The sequence below is a fragment of the Streptosporangium sp. NPDC005286 genome (assembly GCF_040607515.1).
GTDB lineage: Bacteria > Actinomycetota > Actinomycetes > Streptosporangiales > Streptosporangiaceae > Streptosporangium.
In genome coordinates, this window is record NZ_JBEXGU010000011.1 from 21,121 (window position 1) to 35,274 (window position 14,154).

Genomic DNA, 14,154 nt, shown 5'->3' on the forward strand with positions numbered 1-14,154 from the left:
GGGGCTTGACGATGCCTGTCGTCGTCAGCGATGCCGAGGTTACCCTGGCCGATGTTCTCTCACTTCGGCTGGCCGTCGACGAACCGCTGGCCGACGGCACCGAACTGGTCCTGCGCAACCGGGCCACCGCGGTCGAGAGCCGGGTGCCGCTGGGGGCGCCGGGCGTCCAGACGCGCGAGGCGGCGCTGGCGGTCTCGCTCGCGCCGCTGGAGCTGGGGCCCGGCCGCTGGGACACCTACCTGCAGCAGGGCGCGTCGCGCACCCGGCTGCGCAGCGTCGACCCCGGGTTCTCCCTCGACCACCTGGACGCGTACGCGCTGAGCCGCCGCACGCTGGCCTACCGCGCCTACCGGACCCGTAACGGCTTCCTGGCCTTGAAGATCGACGACGCCCGGCCGGCGGCCGAGGTCCGCTCCGTCTGGTTCAGGGAGGGTCGCTTCGAGGTCACCGGGCTGCTGGCCTTCACCGGCCTCGACGACGACGAGGCCCGGCACGAGGCGCGGCTCGCTCTGCGCCGCAGCCGGCCCGACGCCGAGCTGACCTCTGTTGCAACGGTCCAGGGCGTGCGCTTCCACGCCGCGCTCTCACTCTGCGACGTGCTCGCCGCGGCTCCCGACCAGACCGGCACCTGGGAACCCTCGCTGCGGGTGCGCGGCGTGGACACACCGCTCCGGCTGGGCTCCCGGCTGGACGACGTCGACGGCAAGCGCCGCCGCCTGCACTATCCCGCCGCCCAGATCGACGGGGTGCCGATCCGGCCCTGCTACACGGCGGACGACGAGCTCAGGATCGAGGTCGGCGGGTGAGGATCTGCCTGCTCGTCCCATCCGTCTACGGCATGCGTGGTGATACCCGCTCGGTGGTCAACCTCGCGGGAGAGCTGGCAGAACGTCACGACGTCGAGATCATCAGCGTCCGCCGCCAGCGGGAGAGGCCGTTCTTCCCCGTGGCGTCCGATGTGAAGCTGTCCTGGGTGGTCGACGCCCAGCCGGGGGTGCGGCACCTGCTCCCGCGCGGCCAGATGCGCACCGAGGTCGCTCTCTGGCGGCGGTTGCGCAGCCTGAAGGCCGACGTGCTCATCAGCACCCGCCCCGGCCTGAGCGTCCAGGTGGCCAGGCACGCGCCGCGTGACGTCGTGCGGGTCGCCCGTGAGTGGGGCCGCCCGCCGGTGCCGGGGCCGATCAGGAAGTTCTACCCGCGCCTGGACGCGGTCGCCGTCGCCACCGAGTCGAGCAGGCAGGAGTGGGACCGTCTGCTGGACGGGAACGTCACGGTCGGCACGATCCCGGACGCGCTGCCCGCCGGGCCGTGGCCACGCTCGCGGATGGACAACCGCATCGTCGCCGCGGGCGGGCGCCTGGTGCCGGCGAAGGCCCACGACCGGTTGATCCGCGCGTTCGCCGCCGTCGCGGGCAAGCGTCCCGACTGGCGGCTGCGCCTGTACGGCGGGGGGCCCGAGGAGAAGCGCCTGCGGGCCCTCGTCGGTGTCCTCGACCTGCACAACCACGTCTACTTCATGGGCACCACCTCCGACCTGACCGGCGAGTTCGCCAAGGCCTCGATCGTGGCGACCACCTCCAGGACGGAGGTGCTCGGGATGACCGTGATCGAGGCGATGGCCAGCGGGGTGCCGGTGATCGCGTTCGACAGCCCGCGGGGAGCGGGCGAGTTCGTGGCCGACGGGCGGAGCGGGGTCCTGGTCGCCGAGGGGGAGGGCGAGATCGAGGCGTACGCGTCCGCGCTGCTCGCGCTCATCGACGACGAGCGGCGGCGGCGGGAGCTCGCGGCGGGGGCACTGGAGGCCGCGGCGGTTTACGGCGCGGGCGCGGTGGCGGACCGCTGGGAGAAACTGATCGCGGCTACATCCCGCTGTGCCTGACGCGGGTACCGTTGGGACATGCATGGGTACAGCGGTGACAAGCAGGCTTATCTGACCCGGTTACGGCGGATCGAGGGGCAGATCAGAGGTCTGCAGCGGATGGTCGAAGAGGATGCCTACTGCATCGACGTGCTGACCCAGGTGTCCGCCGCCACGCGGGCGCTCCAGGCGGTGGCGCTCGGCCTGCTTGAGGATCACATCGGTCACTGCGTCGCCGACGCCATCAACACCGGGGGCCCGGAGGCGCAGGAGAAGGTCAAGGAGGCGTCGGCCGCGATCGCCCGTCTCGTCCGTTCGTGACTAGTCACATGACTATTTTTTCCGACCACGTCCCGGACCCCGTTACAGGGTCCGGGACCGGGTCTTGAAAACGGTTCTTCCGGTGGCTTCAGCAGACAGCCGAAGCACTCAACCCGAGCGCGTTGTCGAGCTCCACCAAGGTGAGGGGCCGTTCGCTGATGGCGACGGCGGACAGCACCTCGGCATAGAGCGCGATCTCGTCCAACGCGACACGGTCGTGGACTCTAGAGTCCAGGTCGTCGTGCCCCACCGCGTCGTCCTTCCTTCCGCAGCCCACACCCACTTCGAGGTTACGGCGGGCGGTCATCGGTGCCCATGGCCCATCGGGACCATTCCTCGCCCCGCCCGGCACGTCCTCAAGGAGGATCATTTCCCGATTACGAGATCACAATTCAGCTAATTGTCTGATGCGTAGGGGCCTAGAAGGATATAGGGAGAGTAAGGATGAAATAACTCTATTTGTGGTTTAAGCATACTGGCGTGTGTCAGAAGTGACGTGGATAGGTCCCCGATACTCCCGGGACGGGGTCGTCCCGCTCGTGTGTCAGCCGGTGCACGACAGCCGAGGCCGTCGTGAAACCGCGCTCGGGTACCTCGGTCCCGGTGAGACGGCACCACGCGAGCCCGGTGGCGTAGGCGGCGCCGAGCAGGGCCGCGGCCGAGGCCCGGTCCGGCGGGTGGAGCGCGGAGGGCAGCTCGCCCGAGCGCGGCCAGCAGCCCCGCAGCGGGTGCGCGGCGTCGGTGAGCACCACGTGGAGGATGTGCCGCAGCTCGGGATCCAGCCACGGGTAGAGCCCGTCGGCCACCCTCGGCGCGAAGGCCGCCAGGTCGGCGGCGAGCAGCGAGGCGGCCACCGCCCGTGGATCGGCGCCCATCGGGGCGAGGAAGCCCAGTGCCTGGACCAGGTCGTAGACCATGTGCTGGAAGTGGTCGCCGGGTGAGGCGTCGGGCAGCGTCATGTGGGCCGGGCAGCGCGAGAGCCACGCGTGGCGCACCACCTCGTCACCCCGGTGGGCGATGACGGGATCCTGGCAGGCCCGGCGGAGCAGCGGTTCGATCATGGCCAGCAGGGCGTCGGCACGCGGCCCGAATCTCGGGTCGCCGCGTACCACGGCGGCGGTGTCGGCCATCAGCGCGACCAGCCGCAGGCCCGCCTCGGGGTGCCCCGCCCTGACCCGCTCGCCGTACAGCGCGACCAGCTCGCCCAGCGAGGTGGGCGGCAGCCAGCGGACCCACTCGTCGCCGGGCAGCGGGCGGGCGAGGAACTCCCCGAACATCGACAGCAGTACCTCGTTGCCGTCGAAGGCGGGGGCGTAGGCGCACCACATGAGCGTGCCCCAGATCGCGGCGACCGGGCTGGCCACCTCCCCGGCGAAGAGCCGGGTGAACGGCCCGGTGAGCGGGAAGTCCTCCCTGCGCCTGCCCCGCTGGGCGATGACCAGCTCGCGGACCCGCTCGGTGATCTCGTAGGGCACGTCGGGGCCGACGAACCCCTGGATCGACCCACGGTCGACGGCGAAGTCGGGGCCGGTCGGGATCAGATGCGGCAGGACCATCGAGGTGACCTGGATGACCTGCGCCGCGGCGCGGAAACCCAGGTCGGCGGGAGGTGCGGTCAGGTACCAGCGGCCGTCGGCGGGATCCTGGCGGTACCACCGGGCGTGGGCACCGAACAGCCAGCGCCCGCCGTCCGGGGTGGCCAGCGTGCGCTGGGCGATGGCCTGGGCCCGCGCGAGCGGCGGGAGACCCGTCCACCGGTGGTCGGCGACCATGGTCCGCACGTCGCGCTCGATGGCGTCGAACCCATCCCACTGCCACATGCCGGTCATCGGCATTCCGGGGCGAGGGCCCCTGGCCTTCGCCACGGGCGGGATGCCCCTGCCTCCCTTCGGTCAAGGTGGTGTCCGGCACCGCGATCGCCAAGCGGGCCTCGCACGATCGTAAGGCTCTCCCGGCTGCTCCGGCAGGCGGGCGTCCAGGCCGGCGGGCGTGCCGTTCAGACCGGCGACGACACGGTCGCGGCCCGATGGCGGGCGGCCCTGGCGACGTAGCCGGCCGAGGTGCGGGCGAAGGAGTCGCGGTCGTCGTCCGTGAGCTCTCGGACGATCTTCCCGGGGACACCCGCGACGAGTACCCCCGCCGGGATCCGCTTCCCCGGTGCCACCAGGGCGCCGGCTGCGATCAGCGACCCCGCGCCGATCCTGGCGCCGCCCAGCACGATCGCGCCGATGCCGATGAGCGCGCCGGTCTCCACATGGGCCCCGTGCACCATGGCCTTGTGCCCGAGGCTCACCCGGGGCTCCAGCACGGCCGGCTCGCCCGGGTCGGAGTGCAGGCAGCACAGGTCCTGGATGTTGCACTCCTCGGCGACTTCGATGTCCTCGTCGTCCCCGCGGAGGACCGAGCCGTACCAGACGTTCGCGGCGCGGCCCAGCCGGACCCTTCCGACGACCACGGCTCCCGGGGCGATGTAGGCGTCCGGATGAATCCGCGGAATCGCGTCGCCGTCGAGGGCGGCGATGTATGGCGTGGCGTTCATGGAGACGATGTTAGAGGGGGGCGTTCTGTCCGGTATTTCGGCAAGCAGGTGGCGTGTTCAGGTTGCGGACTTGGGCAGTAAGCAGGAAAGTCGTCTCCTGACGTCACCTTTCCCGCCACACAACCTCCACGGGCAGTGCCATGACAAACCAGCACGAGAGCTTTCCCGACCTGATGCATGAGGACTCGTTCGAGGTCGTCATGCGCGGTTACAGCCGCCGACAGGTTCACGACTACATGGACCGCCACCGCCACCAGATTCGCGACCTGGAGGAGCGGCTCGCGCGCGCGATCGACCAGGCCGAGCAGGGCCGGATCGAGCTGTCCGAGGCACGCAGGAGGCTCTCGGACGCCCCGCAGGACTACGACGAGCTCGGCGAGCGGCTCAGCCAGATACTGAAGCTGGGAGAGGAGGAGGCCGCCTCCAAGAGGCAGGTCGCGGAGGCGGAGGCGGTCAAGCTCCGCGACGACGCGGCCACCGAGTCCGAGCGGCTGATCACCTCCGCGCAGGACCGGGCGGAGAGCATCCTGAACGCCGCGCAGCAGGAGGCCGAGCGCCGGGTGGCCGAGGCCACCGCCACCGCCGAGCAGAGGCTCGCCCACGCCGGAAACGAGGCGGAGGAGACGGTCAACGCGGCCCGTGCCGAGTCCGAGGAGACCCTGCGCAGCGCCCGTGCCGAGGCCGACCGGATGGTCACCTCGGCGAGGAGGGAGGCGGAGCAGACCGTCGAGCACGCCCGCGCCGAGGCCGAGTCCACGCTGAACGCGGCCCACTCGGAGGCACGGGCGACGGTCATCGCCGCCAACACCGAGGCGCACTCCACGCTGTCGTCGGCCCAGCAGCGGGCCAGCGCCCTGGACGAGACCACCGGCCGCCGGGTCGTCTACCTCACCGACACCCACCACGAGGTCATGCGCCGCCTGCACGAGATGGGTGCCGTCCTGGGCGACCTGCTGCACCGGGAGAGCAGTGCGGGTCCGCTGGTCGACGAGGACGCGGTGCTGCCCCCGGCCCGTGTCCAGCCCGCGCTGACGGCTCCCGCCCCGGTCGAGGCCACCAACGATGTCTCCGGGGTCTCCGGGGTCTCCGGGGTCTCGGGGGCCCCCGACGAGACGCCGGGCGCCGCGTCGGACGGCACCGAGGCGCCGGCGGGGTACGCGGAGCACACCGGATCCGAGGGTGCGCGAGGCGCCGAGCCCGATGACGCCGCACCCGACCTGGAGTCCGTACGGGTGATCGTGGAAGACGACGCCCCCCGCGAGGACGCCGGTGACCGTTCTGCCGAGGAGCTTGAGGTGTACGACGACACCGACGTCGACCTCGCCCGGGCCGCGGGAAAGAACGGGGGGAGGTACGCCGCTCCCCACCAATGAGGTCCCCTCGCCCCGAAGCGCGTGAACGGGTATCGGCGCGCGTGACCGTGGATCTCAGCGGTGCCGCGGGGATCATGAGCGGGCCCGCGTGGTTTCGGAGACCGGCGCGTGATCGTGGGTCCGCGGCGTGGTCGGAGCCCGGAGCCGTCCGGAGGTCAAGCGGAAGCCCCCGCCCCCGATAGGGTCGAGGGCTTCCGCGATTGGGGGCCCGGCGCCGGGACCGCATCGGATCCGCTCACCCCGGCACCGGGCGGTCTTCAAGTGCCCGTTTCCGGCTCCGCCTCGCCGGAACGTTCCCGCTGGGCGTGTAGTTGCTCACGCAGTTCCTCAGGGCCGTCCGCGTCGATGGTCATCGCGCAGCCGACATCACGCTGGGCGGAGGTCAGCGGGTGGTGGCGGGTTGCCCACCACCTGCCCGCGTCGCTCCGCCAGATCGTCCAGTCGGGGAACTCCCGGGCGATTTCCGCTAGATGTCGGTCGAAAGACATCCGTGCACCTTCCCCGCGCCCAGGCCCGTCTTTGCGACGTTCCACCTCTGACGGTGAGGCACTTCTCTAGAGAAATCAATGATCGTGAAGGACAGGTCAACCTATCGGTTGACGGATGGTCTTGAACTATGAGTCGAAGTCGTACTGAAGTACGTAAGAGGCGGCGTCCAGCACCATCTCGTTGACCTCGACGGCGACGCCGTCGGTGGTGCGGGCGACCCGGGCGATCACGATGACCGGGGTACCGGCGGGCAGGTCGAGCTGGACGGTCTCGTGGGGATGGGGCATGCGGGCGCGGATCTCCTCGGTGAAGTGCGCCGGGGCGTGGCCGAGCTCGCCGAGGCGCGCGTAGACGCCCCCCGGTCCGGTGTCCTCCCTTGTGATCGCGGTCCCCTCCACCAGTTCGGCGGGGAAGTGGGAGACCGACAGTTGCACCGGCCGCCCGTTCACCGAGTAGCGCCGCCTGCGGACCCACACCTCGGGGCTGTCCAGCACCCGTGCCACGGAGTCCTCGGCCCGCTCCCGGTCGATGTCCACCTCGTCCACGGTGTAGGGGCGGCCCTCGGTGTCGGAGTCCCAGATGGCCGCGCCGCGCCCCCATCTGTCACGAGAGAGCCGCCGGGAGCCGTGTCGCCTGATCGGGCGGAACTGCCTGACATACACCCCCGAGCCGCGTTTGGGGACGGCCAGTCCTTCGTTGATTAACACGGAAAGGGCCTGTCTGGCGGTGGCGCGGGCTATGCCGTGCCGTGCCATCAGGGCGTTCTCGCCCGGAAGCCGATCCCCGTCTCGGAGATCGCCGGACAGGATCGCTTCGCGAAGCCCGTCGGCGATGCGCCGATAGATCGGGGGCTCGGGAGGTACCGGGGACTGCTGCACGTTCGATCACCCTCTGTCACCAACCGGGTTTGGCGTCTCCAGAGAACTTGCCCCGTCTTGTCCACGATCGCACAGATACAGGGGTTGGTAACCTGTTTCTTTTGGGAGGTATCGTGCCAGTGTGGCGAGCTTAAGGAGTTTCTCCGGTCCGTTACCGTGGAACGATCCCAGCCGCTATTCGGTCGGCCCACCACCGGCGCGTCACGGTCGCGGCCAGCACGGCACCCGCCGTGTTGACGATCACGTCGTCGACGGAGCTCACCCGCCCCAGGCGCAGGACGTACTGGAGGATCTCCACGGTGAGTGAGGAGCCCGCCGCCACGGCCGCGATCCGGGCGAGCGAGGCGAGGCGCGCCGAGCGCACCGGGAGCATGGCGCCGAGCGCGGCGAAGACCAGAAGGTTCCCGCCGACCTGCACGAACGCCGCCTGTGCCGGCCCGTGGAGGGTCGCCCACAGGTCCACCAGGGGGAGCAGGCTGACGTCGGAGTCGCCCGCCCGAGGAGTGAGGATCATCCAGATCCAGGGGGCGGTCCCGGTCACCGCGACCACGTCGGCCAGGGCGGTGCGGACGGGGCAGGGGTGACCCTTGCGGGCGCGGTGGCGGGCCAGCACATGGATGGCGACAACGGCCACCGGGACCGCGAGGAAAGTCGCTATAACGATATTTCCCCATAGCTGCCATGCCTGGTGCATGAGGCAATGATGCCGGTGCGCGAAGCCCGGCCGGCGGTGCTGTGAGGTTACGAGAAGGTGACCTTCAGGCAAGGGGCGTTCGGGGGTACCGGACCGGAGTGGATCGGTACGGCGTGGGCCGGGGAATTCCGGGAACCGGAACCTCGGGCCGAGCAGTGGCCGGAGTCGAGGCGGGCGGTCGCGGCCGACCCGGGATCAGATGGTTCTGGTCAGGGCGCGGGAGATGCCCAGGGCGGCGGCCTTGACGGCAGGGGCCAGCCGGGTGGGCTGGAAGCGGGCCAGCGGGACCGAGATGGACAGCGCGGCCACGGCCACCCCGTCGCCGAACACCGGGGCCGCGATGCAGGCGCCGCCCAGCTGGGCCTCCTCCCGTTCGTAGGCCAGCCCCGCGGCCTGGATCTGGCCGAGCACCTCCTCCAGGCGCCGGGGGTCGACTATCGAGTGCGGGGTCAGCCGGCGGAGCGGTCGGCCGAGGACCTCGTCGATCAGGTCGGGTCCTGAGTAGGCCAGCAGGGCCTTGCCGATCCCGGTGCAGGTCAGCGGGAGGCGCCCGCCGACGTGCGAGGGCAGCGCGAAGGCCGTCTGGCCACGGATCTTCTCGACGTAGACGACGTCGAGGCCGTCGCGCACGCCCAGGTGGACGGTCTCGTGGGTGGCCTCGTAGAGGTCGTGCATGAAGGGCAGTGCCGCGTGTCTCAGGTCGCGCTCTCCGGGCACGATGCTGCCGAGCTCGAAGAGGCGGCGGCCGAGATAGTAGCCGTCGGGGCGGCGGGTGACCGCGCCGATCGAGGTCAGCTCGGTGAGCAGCCGGAAAGCCGTGGTCTTGGGCAGATGGCAGCGCTCGGCGACGTCGATCAGGCGCAACGGCCCGCCCGTGGGGCGGAACGCGTCAAGCACGAGCCAGGATTTCTCCAGCACGGACAACCGGTCGGGGTTCCGTTTCACGGAACTCATTCTTGCTTATGAACTACCTGGGCCCTATACCCGTATGGAGTGACCCAGCGAAGTACATCCCCGAGGAGAAGTCTTGTCTGACCAGGTGAACCACTTCATCGGTGGGGTGCCGGTCGCCGAGGGCGCGACGTTCGCCACGTACGACCCGGTGACCGGGCTTGTGGTGCGTGAGGTCCGCGAGGCGGACCGGTCCATCGTCGACAGAGCGGTGGCCGCCGCCCGCTCGGCCCTGCCCGCGTGGGCGGCGCTGCCGGTGGCCGAGCGGGCCGCCTGGATGCGCCGCCTCGCCGACGCGATCGAGGAGCGGTTCGAGGATCTGGTGGCCGCGGAGATCGCCGACACCGGCAAGTCGGTCACCCAGACCCGGACCCTGGACATCCCGCGCGGCGCCGCCAACTTCAGGTCGTTCGCCGAGATCGCGGCCCAGCACCCGGAGAACGCGTTCCACCTGACGGACGTGCTGAGCTACACGGTGCGCAAGCCCCTCGGGGTGGTCGCGGTGATCGTGCCGTGGAACCTGCCCTTCCTGCTGGCGACCTGGAAGCTCGGCCCCGCGCTCGTCGCGGGCAACACGGTGGTGGTCAAGCCCTCGGAGCACACGCCCGGCTCGGTCGCGGTGCTCGCGGAGATCGCCGCCTCGATCGGCCTTCCCCCCGGCGTCCTCAACGTCGTGCACGGCTTCGGCGGCGGCTCCACCGGTCAGTTCCTGGTGGAGCACCCGGGTGTGGACGCGGTCACCTTCACCGGTGAGAGCCGCACCGGTTCGACGATCATGAAAGCGGTGGCGGACCGGGTCAAGCCCGTCTCGTTCGAGCTGGGCGGCAAGAACGCGGGGCTGGTCTTCGCCGACGCGGACCTCGACGCGGCGGTCGAGGGGAGCGTGCGGTCGGTCTTCACCAACGGCGGCCAGGTCTGCCTGTGCACCGAGCGGCTGTACGTGGAACGGCCCGTCTTCGAGGAGTTCACCGCGCGGCTGGCCAGGCGCGCGGGGGAGCTGCGGTTCGGCCGCCCTGCCGACCAGGACACCACGATGATGCCGATGATCTCCGCCGAGCACCGGGACAAGGTGCTCTCCTACTACGAGCTGGCCAAGAGCGAGGGTGCCGAGATCCGCGCCGGCGGCGGCGTGCCGCGTTTCGGCGACGACCGCGACGGTGGCTACTACGTCGAGCCGACGGTGCTGACCGGCCTGCCGCAAGACTCCAGGGTGAACCGGGAGGAGATCTTCGGCCCGGTCTGCCACGTCGCCCCGTTCGACACCGAGGCCGAGGCGGTCGGACTGGCCAACGACAGCGAGTACGGCCTGGCGGCGACGGTCTGGACCGCCAACCTGAGCAGGGCCCACCGGGTGGCGCAGTCGTTGGAGGCCGGGCTGGTCTGGGTCAACACCTGGTACCTGCGCGACCTGCGAACCCCCTTCGGAGGAGTGAAGCTGTCCGGCATCGGACGCGAGGGCGGCACGCGCTCGCTGGACTTCTACTCCGAACCCACCACGATCACCATCAGGCTGGAGCCGGGAAATGACTGAGTGGAGCGAGGCCGTCGACGTGCACCGGGATGCGGCCGACCGGTTGCTGGAGGCGGCGCGGAGCGGCAAGCCGTGCGCCCCGGTGCGTGAGACGTTGCCCGACCGGAGCGCCGAGACCGGCTACGCCGTACAGGAGATCAACACCAGGCGGGCGCTGGCGGAGGGGCGGCGGCTGGTCGGCAGGAAGATCGGACTGACCTCCCCTGCGGTCCAGCGCCAGCTCGGCGTGGACCGGCCGGACTTCGGGATGCTCTTCGCCGACATGGCCTACCTCGACGGCCTGCCCGTCCCGACCGACCGCTTCCTGCAGCCCAGGGCCGAGGCGGAGGTGGCACTGGTCCTCGGCGCCGACCTGGAGGGCGGCCCCTTCACGGTCGCCGACGTGATCCGGGCGGTCGACTTCGTGCTGCCCGCGATCGAGATCGTGGACAGCCGCGTCGCGGAGTGGGACATCACGCTCGTCGACACGGTCGCCGACAACGCCTCCAGCGGCGCGTTCGTCCTCGGCAACACCCCGGTCGAACTGCGCGGCCTGGACCTGCGCCTGGCCGGGATGACCATGAGCAAGAACGGCCTGGAGGTCTCCACCGGCGCGGGCGCGGCCTGCCTCGGACACCCGCTCAACGCCGCGGTCTGGCTGGCCGACGCGCTGGGCCGCACGGACTTCCCGCTGCGCGCCGGGGACGTCGTGCTCACCGGCGCGCTCGGCCCGATGGTCGGCGTCGAGTCCGGCGATGTTTTCGAAGCACACATCGAGGGCCTCGGCTCGGTCAGGGCGGTGTTCTCATGAAGATAGCGATCATCGGTTCGGGGAACATCGGCACCGACCTGATGTTCAAGGCACTGCTGTCGAAGAAGGTCGAGGTCTTCGCGATGGCGGGCATCGACCCCGACTCCGACGGCCTGGCCCGCGCCCGCCGTCGCGGGGTCGCCACCACCCACGAGGGCGTCGAGGGCCTGGTCGCGCTGCCCGGGTTCGCCGACGTGGACGTTGTCCTCGACGCGACCTCGGCCGGCGCGCACCGGCACAACGACAAGGTGCTGCGGGCGCACGGCAAGCGGGTCATCGACCTGACCCCCGCCGCCCTCGGCCCCTACGTGGTGCCCCCGGTCAACCTGGAGGCGCACCTCACCGAGCCGAACCTCAACATGGTCACCTGCGGCGGGCAGGCCACGATCCCGATCGTCGCGGCGGTCGCCTCGCAGGTGCCCGTCCGGTACGCGGAGATCGTCGCCTCGATCGCCTCCCGGTCGGCGGGGCCCGGCACCCGGGCCAACATCGACGAGTTCACCGAGACGACCTCCCGGGCGATCGAGCAGGTCGGCGGGGCGGCCAAGGGCAAGGCGATCATCGTCCTCAACCCGGCGGAGCCGCCGCTGATCATGCGTGACACGGTCTACTGCCTGGTGGACGAGTGTGACGAGCCGGCGGTGGTGGAGGCCGTGCGGGCCATGGTGGAGCGGGTCCGCGACTACGTGCCCGGCTACCGGCTCAAGCAGGACGTGCAGTTCGAGAAGATCCCGGCCGGGGAGCCGCTCCCCGACGGCACCCGCGACGGCGGCGTCAAGGTGACCGTCTTTCTGGAGGTGGAGGGCGCCGCCCACTACCTGCCCGCCTACGCGGGCAACCTCGACATCATGACCTCCGCCGCGCTGCGCACGGCCGAGCGCCTGGCCGAGGACCGTACCGACGACGAAGGCGCGCGCGCGGAGGTGAAGGCGTGAAACTGTACGTTCAGGACGTGACGCTGCGGGACGGCATGCACGCCATCCGGCACCGTTACACCGTCGCCCAGGCCGCCGAGATCGCCGCGGCCCTCGACGCCGCCGGGGTGGCGGCGATCGAGATCGCGCACGGCGACGGCCTCTCCGGGGGCAGCTTCAACTACGGCGTGGGCGCGCACACCGACGATGAGTGGATCGAGGCGGTCGCCGGGGCCGTGAGCCGGGCGAGGCTGACCACCCTGCTGCTGCCCGGTATCGGCACCATCGACGACCTCAAGCGCGCCCACGCGCTCGGCGTCACCTCGGTCAGGGTCGCCACCCACTGCACCGAGGCCGACATCTCCGCCCAGCACATCGCCACCGCGCGCGAGCTCGGCATGGACGTGTCCGGATTTTTGATGATGTCGCATATGGCGGAGACCGAGGAACTGGCCAGGCAGGCCAAGCTCATGGAGTCGTACGGCGCGCAGTGCGTCTACGTGACCGACTCCGGTGGCCGGTTGACCATGGACGGGGTCAGGGAGCGGATCCGGGCCTACCGCTCGGTGCTCGACGAGGGCACCGAGATCGGCATCCACGCCCACCACAACCTGGGGCTGGGCGTGGCCAACTCGGTGGTCGCGGTGGAGAACGGCACCTACCGGGTGGACGCCTCCCTGGCCGGGATGGGCGCGGGTGCGGGCAACTGCCCGATCGAGGTGTTCGTCGCGGTGGCCGACCTGATGGGCTGGGACCACGGCTGTGACCTGAACGCCCTGATGGACGCGGCGGACAACCTGGTCAGGCCGCTGCAGGACCGGCCGGTCCGGGTGGACAGGGAGACGTTGACGCTTGGCTACGCCGGTGTCTACTCCAGCTTCCTGCGGCACGCCGAGGCGGCCTCGGCGCGGTACGGGGTCGACACCCGGACCATCCTGACCGAGGTGGGTCGCCGCCGGATGGTGGGCGGTCAGGAGGACATGATCGTGGACATCGCGCTGGACCTCGCACGTTCGGGAGAGCAGTCATGACCGACATCCACAAGCTCGCCGCGGTCCTGGACGAGGCCATCCGTACCGGTCGCGCGGTGCCCAGGCCCGAGCAGGACTACGGCGTGGCCGACGCCTACCGGGTGCAGGAGGAGCTGATCCGGCTCCGTCTTTCGCGGGGGGACCGGCTGGCCGGGGTGAAACTGGGCTTCACCAGCGAGGGCAAGCGCCGCCAGATGGGCGTGCACGACATCATCTTCGGCCGGGTGCCGGAGTCGTCGGTCATCGGTGACGGTTCGTACGCGGACGTGTCCGGCTACATCCACCCGAGGGCGGAGCCGGAGGTCGTCTACCTCATCGGGCGGCGCATCGCGTCGCCGGCCGACGCGTTCGCACCGGACGCCGTCGCGGCCGTCGCCCCCGGTATCGAGGTCATCGACTCGCGCTACGAGGACTTCAGGTTCTCGCTGCCCGACGTGATCGCCGACAACACCTCGGCCGCCGGATACGCCGTCGGCCAGTGGCAGCCCTACGACCCGTCCCGGTGGAACCTGGGCGTCGTGCTGGAGATCGACGGGCGCGTGGTCCAGGTCGGGTCGACCGGCGCCATCCTGGGCGACCCGCGCCGGGCCCTCGCGGAGGCCGCACGCCTGGCCGGACAGATCGGGATGGTCCTGGAGCCGGGGTGGATCCTGCTCGCCGGTGCCGCCACCCCGGCCGAGCCGCTCGCGCCGGGCGCGCGGGTACGGGCCGAGATCCAGCACCTGGGATCGGTGTCGTTCACCGCGTCCGCGTCCGAAGAGAAGTCCTGAAGGGGCGCCGGGATG

General features: G+C 70.9%; 16 protein-coding genes. 9 read left to right on the forward strand and 7 right to left on the reverse strand.

The window, feature by feature from the left end:
• Positions 1-11 precede the first annotated feature (11 nt).
• The 3 genes from ABZU75_RS06560 to ABZU75_RS06570 are packed head-to-tail and all read left to right on the forward strand — an operon-like array spanning position 12 to position 2,179.
• On the forward strand, positions 12-806 hold the full coding sequence (locus ABZU75_RS06560; RefSeq protein WP_350925733.1) for a hypothetical protein: 795 nt from the start codon (positions 12-14) through the stop codon (positions 804-806).
• A 32-nt stretch (positions 807-838) separates the two neighbouring features.
• The gene (locus tag ABZU75_RS06565) at positions 839-1,879 is read left to right on the forward strand and encodes a glycosyltransferase (RefSeq protein ID WP_355550182.1); all 1,041 of its coding nucleotides are present in this window, start codon (positions 839-841) and stop codon (positions 1,877-1,879) included.
• 18 nt (positions 1,880-1,897) lie between these two features.
• Entirely contained in the window at positions 1,898-2,179 is a 282-nt protein-coding gene (locus ABZU75_RS06570; protein WP_344966736.1) for a metal-sensitive transcriptional regulator, read from the forward strand.
• 88 nt (positions 2,180-2,267) lie between these two features.
• On the opposite strand, the gene ABZU75_RS06575 is transcribed toward ABZU75_RS06570, so the two are convergent.
• From ABZU75_RS06575 to ABZU75_RS06585, 3 genes are all read right to left on the reverse strand, one after another.
• Complete coding sequence (locus ABZU75_RS06575; protein ID WP_350925654.1) at positions 2,268-2,549, reverse strand: hypothetical protein; 282 nt, start codon at positions 2,547-2,549, stop codon at positions 2,268-2,270.
• A gap of 115 nt (positions 2,550-2,664) precedes the next feature.
• Positions 2,665-4,008, reverse strand: a complete 1,344-nt coding sequence (locus ABZU75_RS06580; RefSeq protein WP_355550185.1) for a hypothetical protein — start codon at positions 4,006-4,008, stop codon at positions 2,665-2,667.
• A 167-nt stretch (positions 4,009-4,175) separates the two neighbouring features.
• Positions 4,176-4,718, reverse strand: coding sequence for a gamma carbonic anhydrase family protein (locus tag ABZU75_RS06585; RefSeq protein ID WP_355550187.1), 543 nt, complete (start codon positions 4,716-4,718; stop codon positions 4,176-4,178).
• A gap of 140 nt (positions 4,719-4,858) precedes the next feature.
• Here ABZU75_RS06585 and ABZU75_RS06590 point away from each other — a divergent pair, with 140 nt between their 5' ends.
• Complete coding sequence (locus tag ABZU75_RS06590; protein WP_355550189.1) at positions 4,859-6,091, forward strand: hypothetical protein; 1,233 nt, start codon at positions 4,859-4,861, stop codon at positions 6,089-6,091.
• Positions 6,092-6,348: 257 nt separating this feature from the next.
• Here ABZU75_RS06590 and ABZU75_RS06595 read toward each other — a convergent pair whose 3' ends face one another.
• From ABZU75_RS06595 to ABZU75_RS06610, 4 genes are all read right to left on the reverse strand, one after another.
• On the reverse strand, positions 6,349-6,579 hold the full coding sequence (locus ABZU75_RS06595) for a hypothetical protein (RefSeq protein WP_355550191.1): 231 nt from the start codon (positions 6,577-6,579) through the stop codon (positions 6,349-6,351).
• A gap of 126 nt (positions 6,580-6,705) precedes the next feature.
• On the reverse strand, positions 6,706-7,458 hold the full coding sequence (locus ABZU75_RS06600) for a GntR family transcriptional regulator (RefSeq protein WP_355550193.1): 753 nt from the start codon (positions 7,456-7,458) through the stop codon (positions 6,706-6,708).
• 151 nt (positions 7,459-7,609) lie between these two features.
• Positions 7,610-8,092 (reverse strand): VanZ family protein, encoded by a 483-nt coding sequence (locus tag ABZU75_RS06605; RefSeq protein WP_355550195.1) that lies wholly within the window; start codon positions 8,090-8,092, stop codon positions 7,610-7,612.
• Between the two features lie 255 nt (positions 8,093-8,347).
• Positions 8,348-9,106 carry an IclR family transcriptional regulator gene (locus ABZU75_RS06610; RefSeq protein ID WP_355550197.1) on the reverse strand — a complete coding sequence of 253 codons (759 nt, stop codon included), beginning with the start codon at positions 9,104-9,106 and terminating at the stop codon, positions 8,348-8,350.
• A 73-nt stretch (positions 9,107-9,179) separates the two neighbouring features.
• On the opposite strand from ABZU75_RS06610, the gene ABZU75_RS06615 reads away from it, so the two are divergent.
• The 5 genes from ABZU75_RS06615 to ABZU75_RS06635 are packed head-to-tail and all read left to right on the forward strand — an operon-like array spanning position 9,180 to position 14,139.
• Entirely contained in the window at positions 9,180-10,634 is a 1,455-nt protein-coding gene (locus ABZU75_RS06615; RefSeq protein WP_355550199.1) for a 2-hydroxymuconic semialdehyde dehydrogenase, read from the forward strand.
• Positions 10,627-11,424, forward strand: coding sequence for a fumarylacetoacetate hydrolase family protein (locus tag ABZU75_RS06620; protein ID WP_355550202.1), 798 nt, complete (start codon positions 10,627-10,629; stop codon positions 11,422-11,424). The genes ABZU75_RS06615 and ABZU75_RS06620 overlap by 8 nt, the downstream gene beginning before the upstream one ends.
• Entirely contained in the window at positions 11,421-12,359 is a 939-nt protein-coding gene (locus tag ABZU75_RS06625) for an acetaldehyde dehydrogenase (acetylating) (protein WP_355550204.1), read from the forward strand. Before ABZU75_RS06620 ends, ABZU75_RS06625 begins: the two co-directional genes overlap by 4 nt.
• Entirely contained in the window at positions 12,356-13,369 is a 1,014-nt protein-coding gene (gene dmpG, locus ABZU75_RS06630; protein WP_350925675.1) for a 4-hydroxy-2-oxovalerate aldolase, read from the forward strand. Before ABZU75_RS06625 ends, dmpG begins: the two co-directional genes overlap by 4 nt.
• Complete coding sequence (locus tag ABZU75_RS06635) at positions 13,366-14,139, forward strand: fumarylacetoacetate hydrolase family protein (protein ID WP_355550207.1); 774 nt, start codon at positions 13,366-13,368, stop codon at positions 14,137-14,139. Before dmpG ends, ABZU75_RS06635 begins: the two co-directional genes overlap by 4 nt.
• Positions 14,140-14,154: the final 15 nt, after the last annotated feature.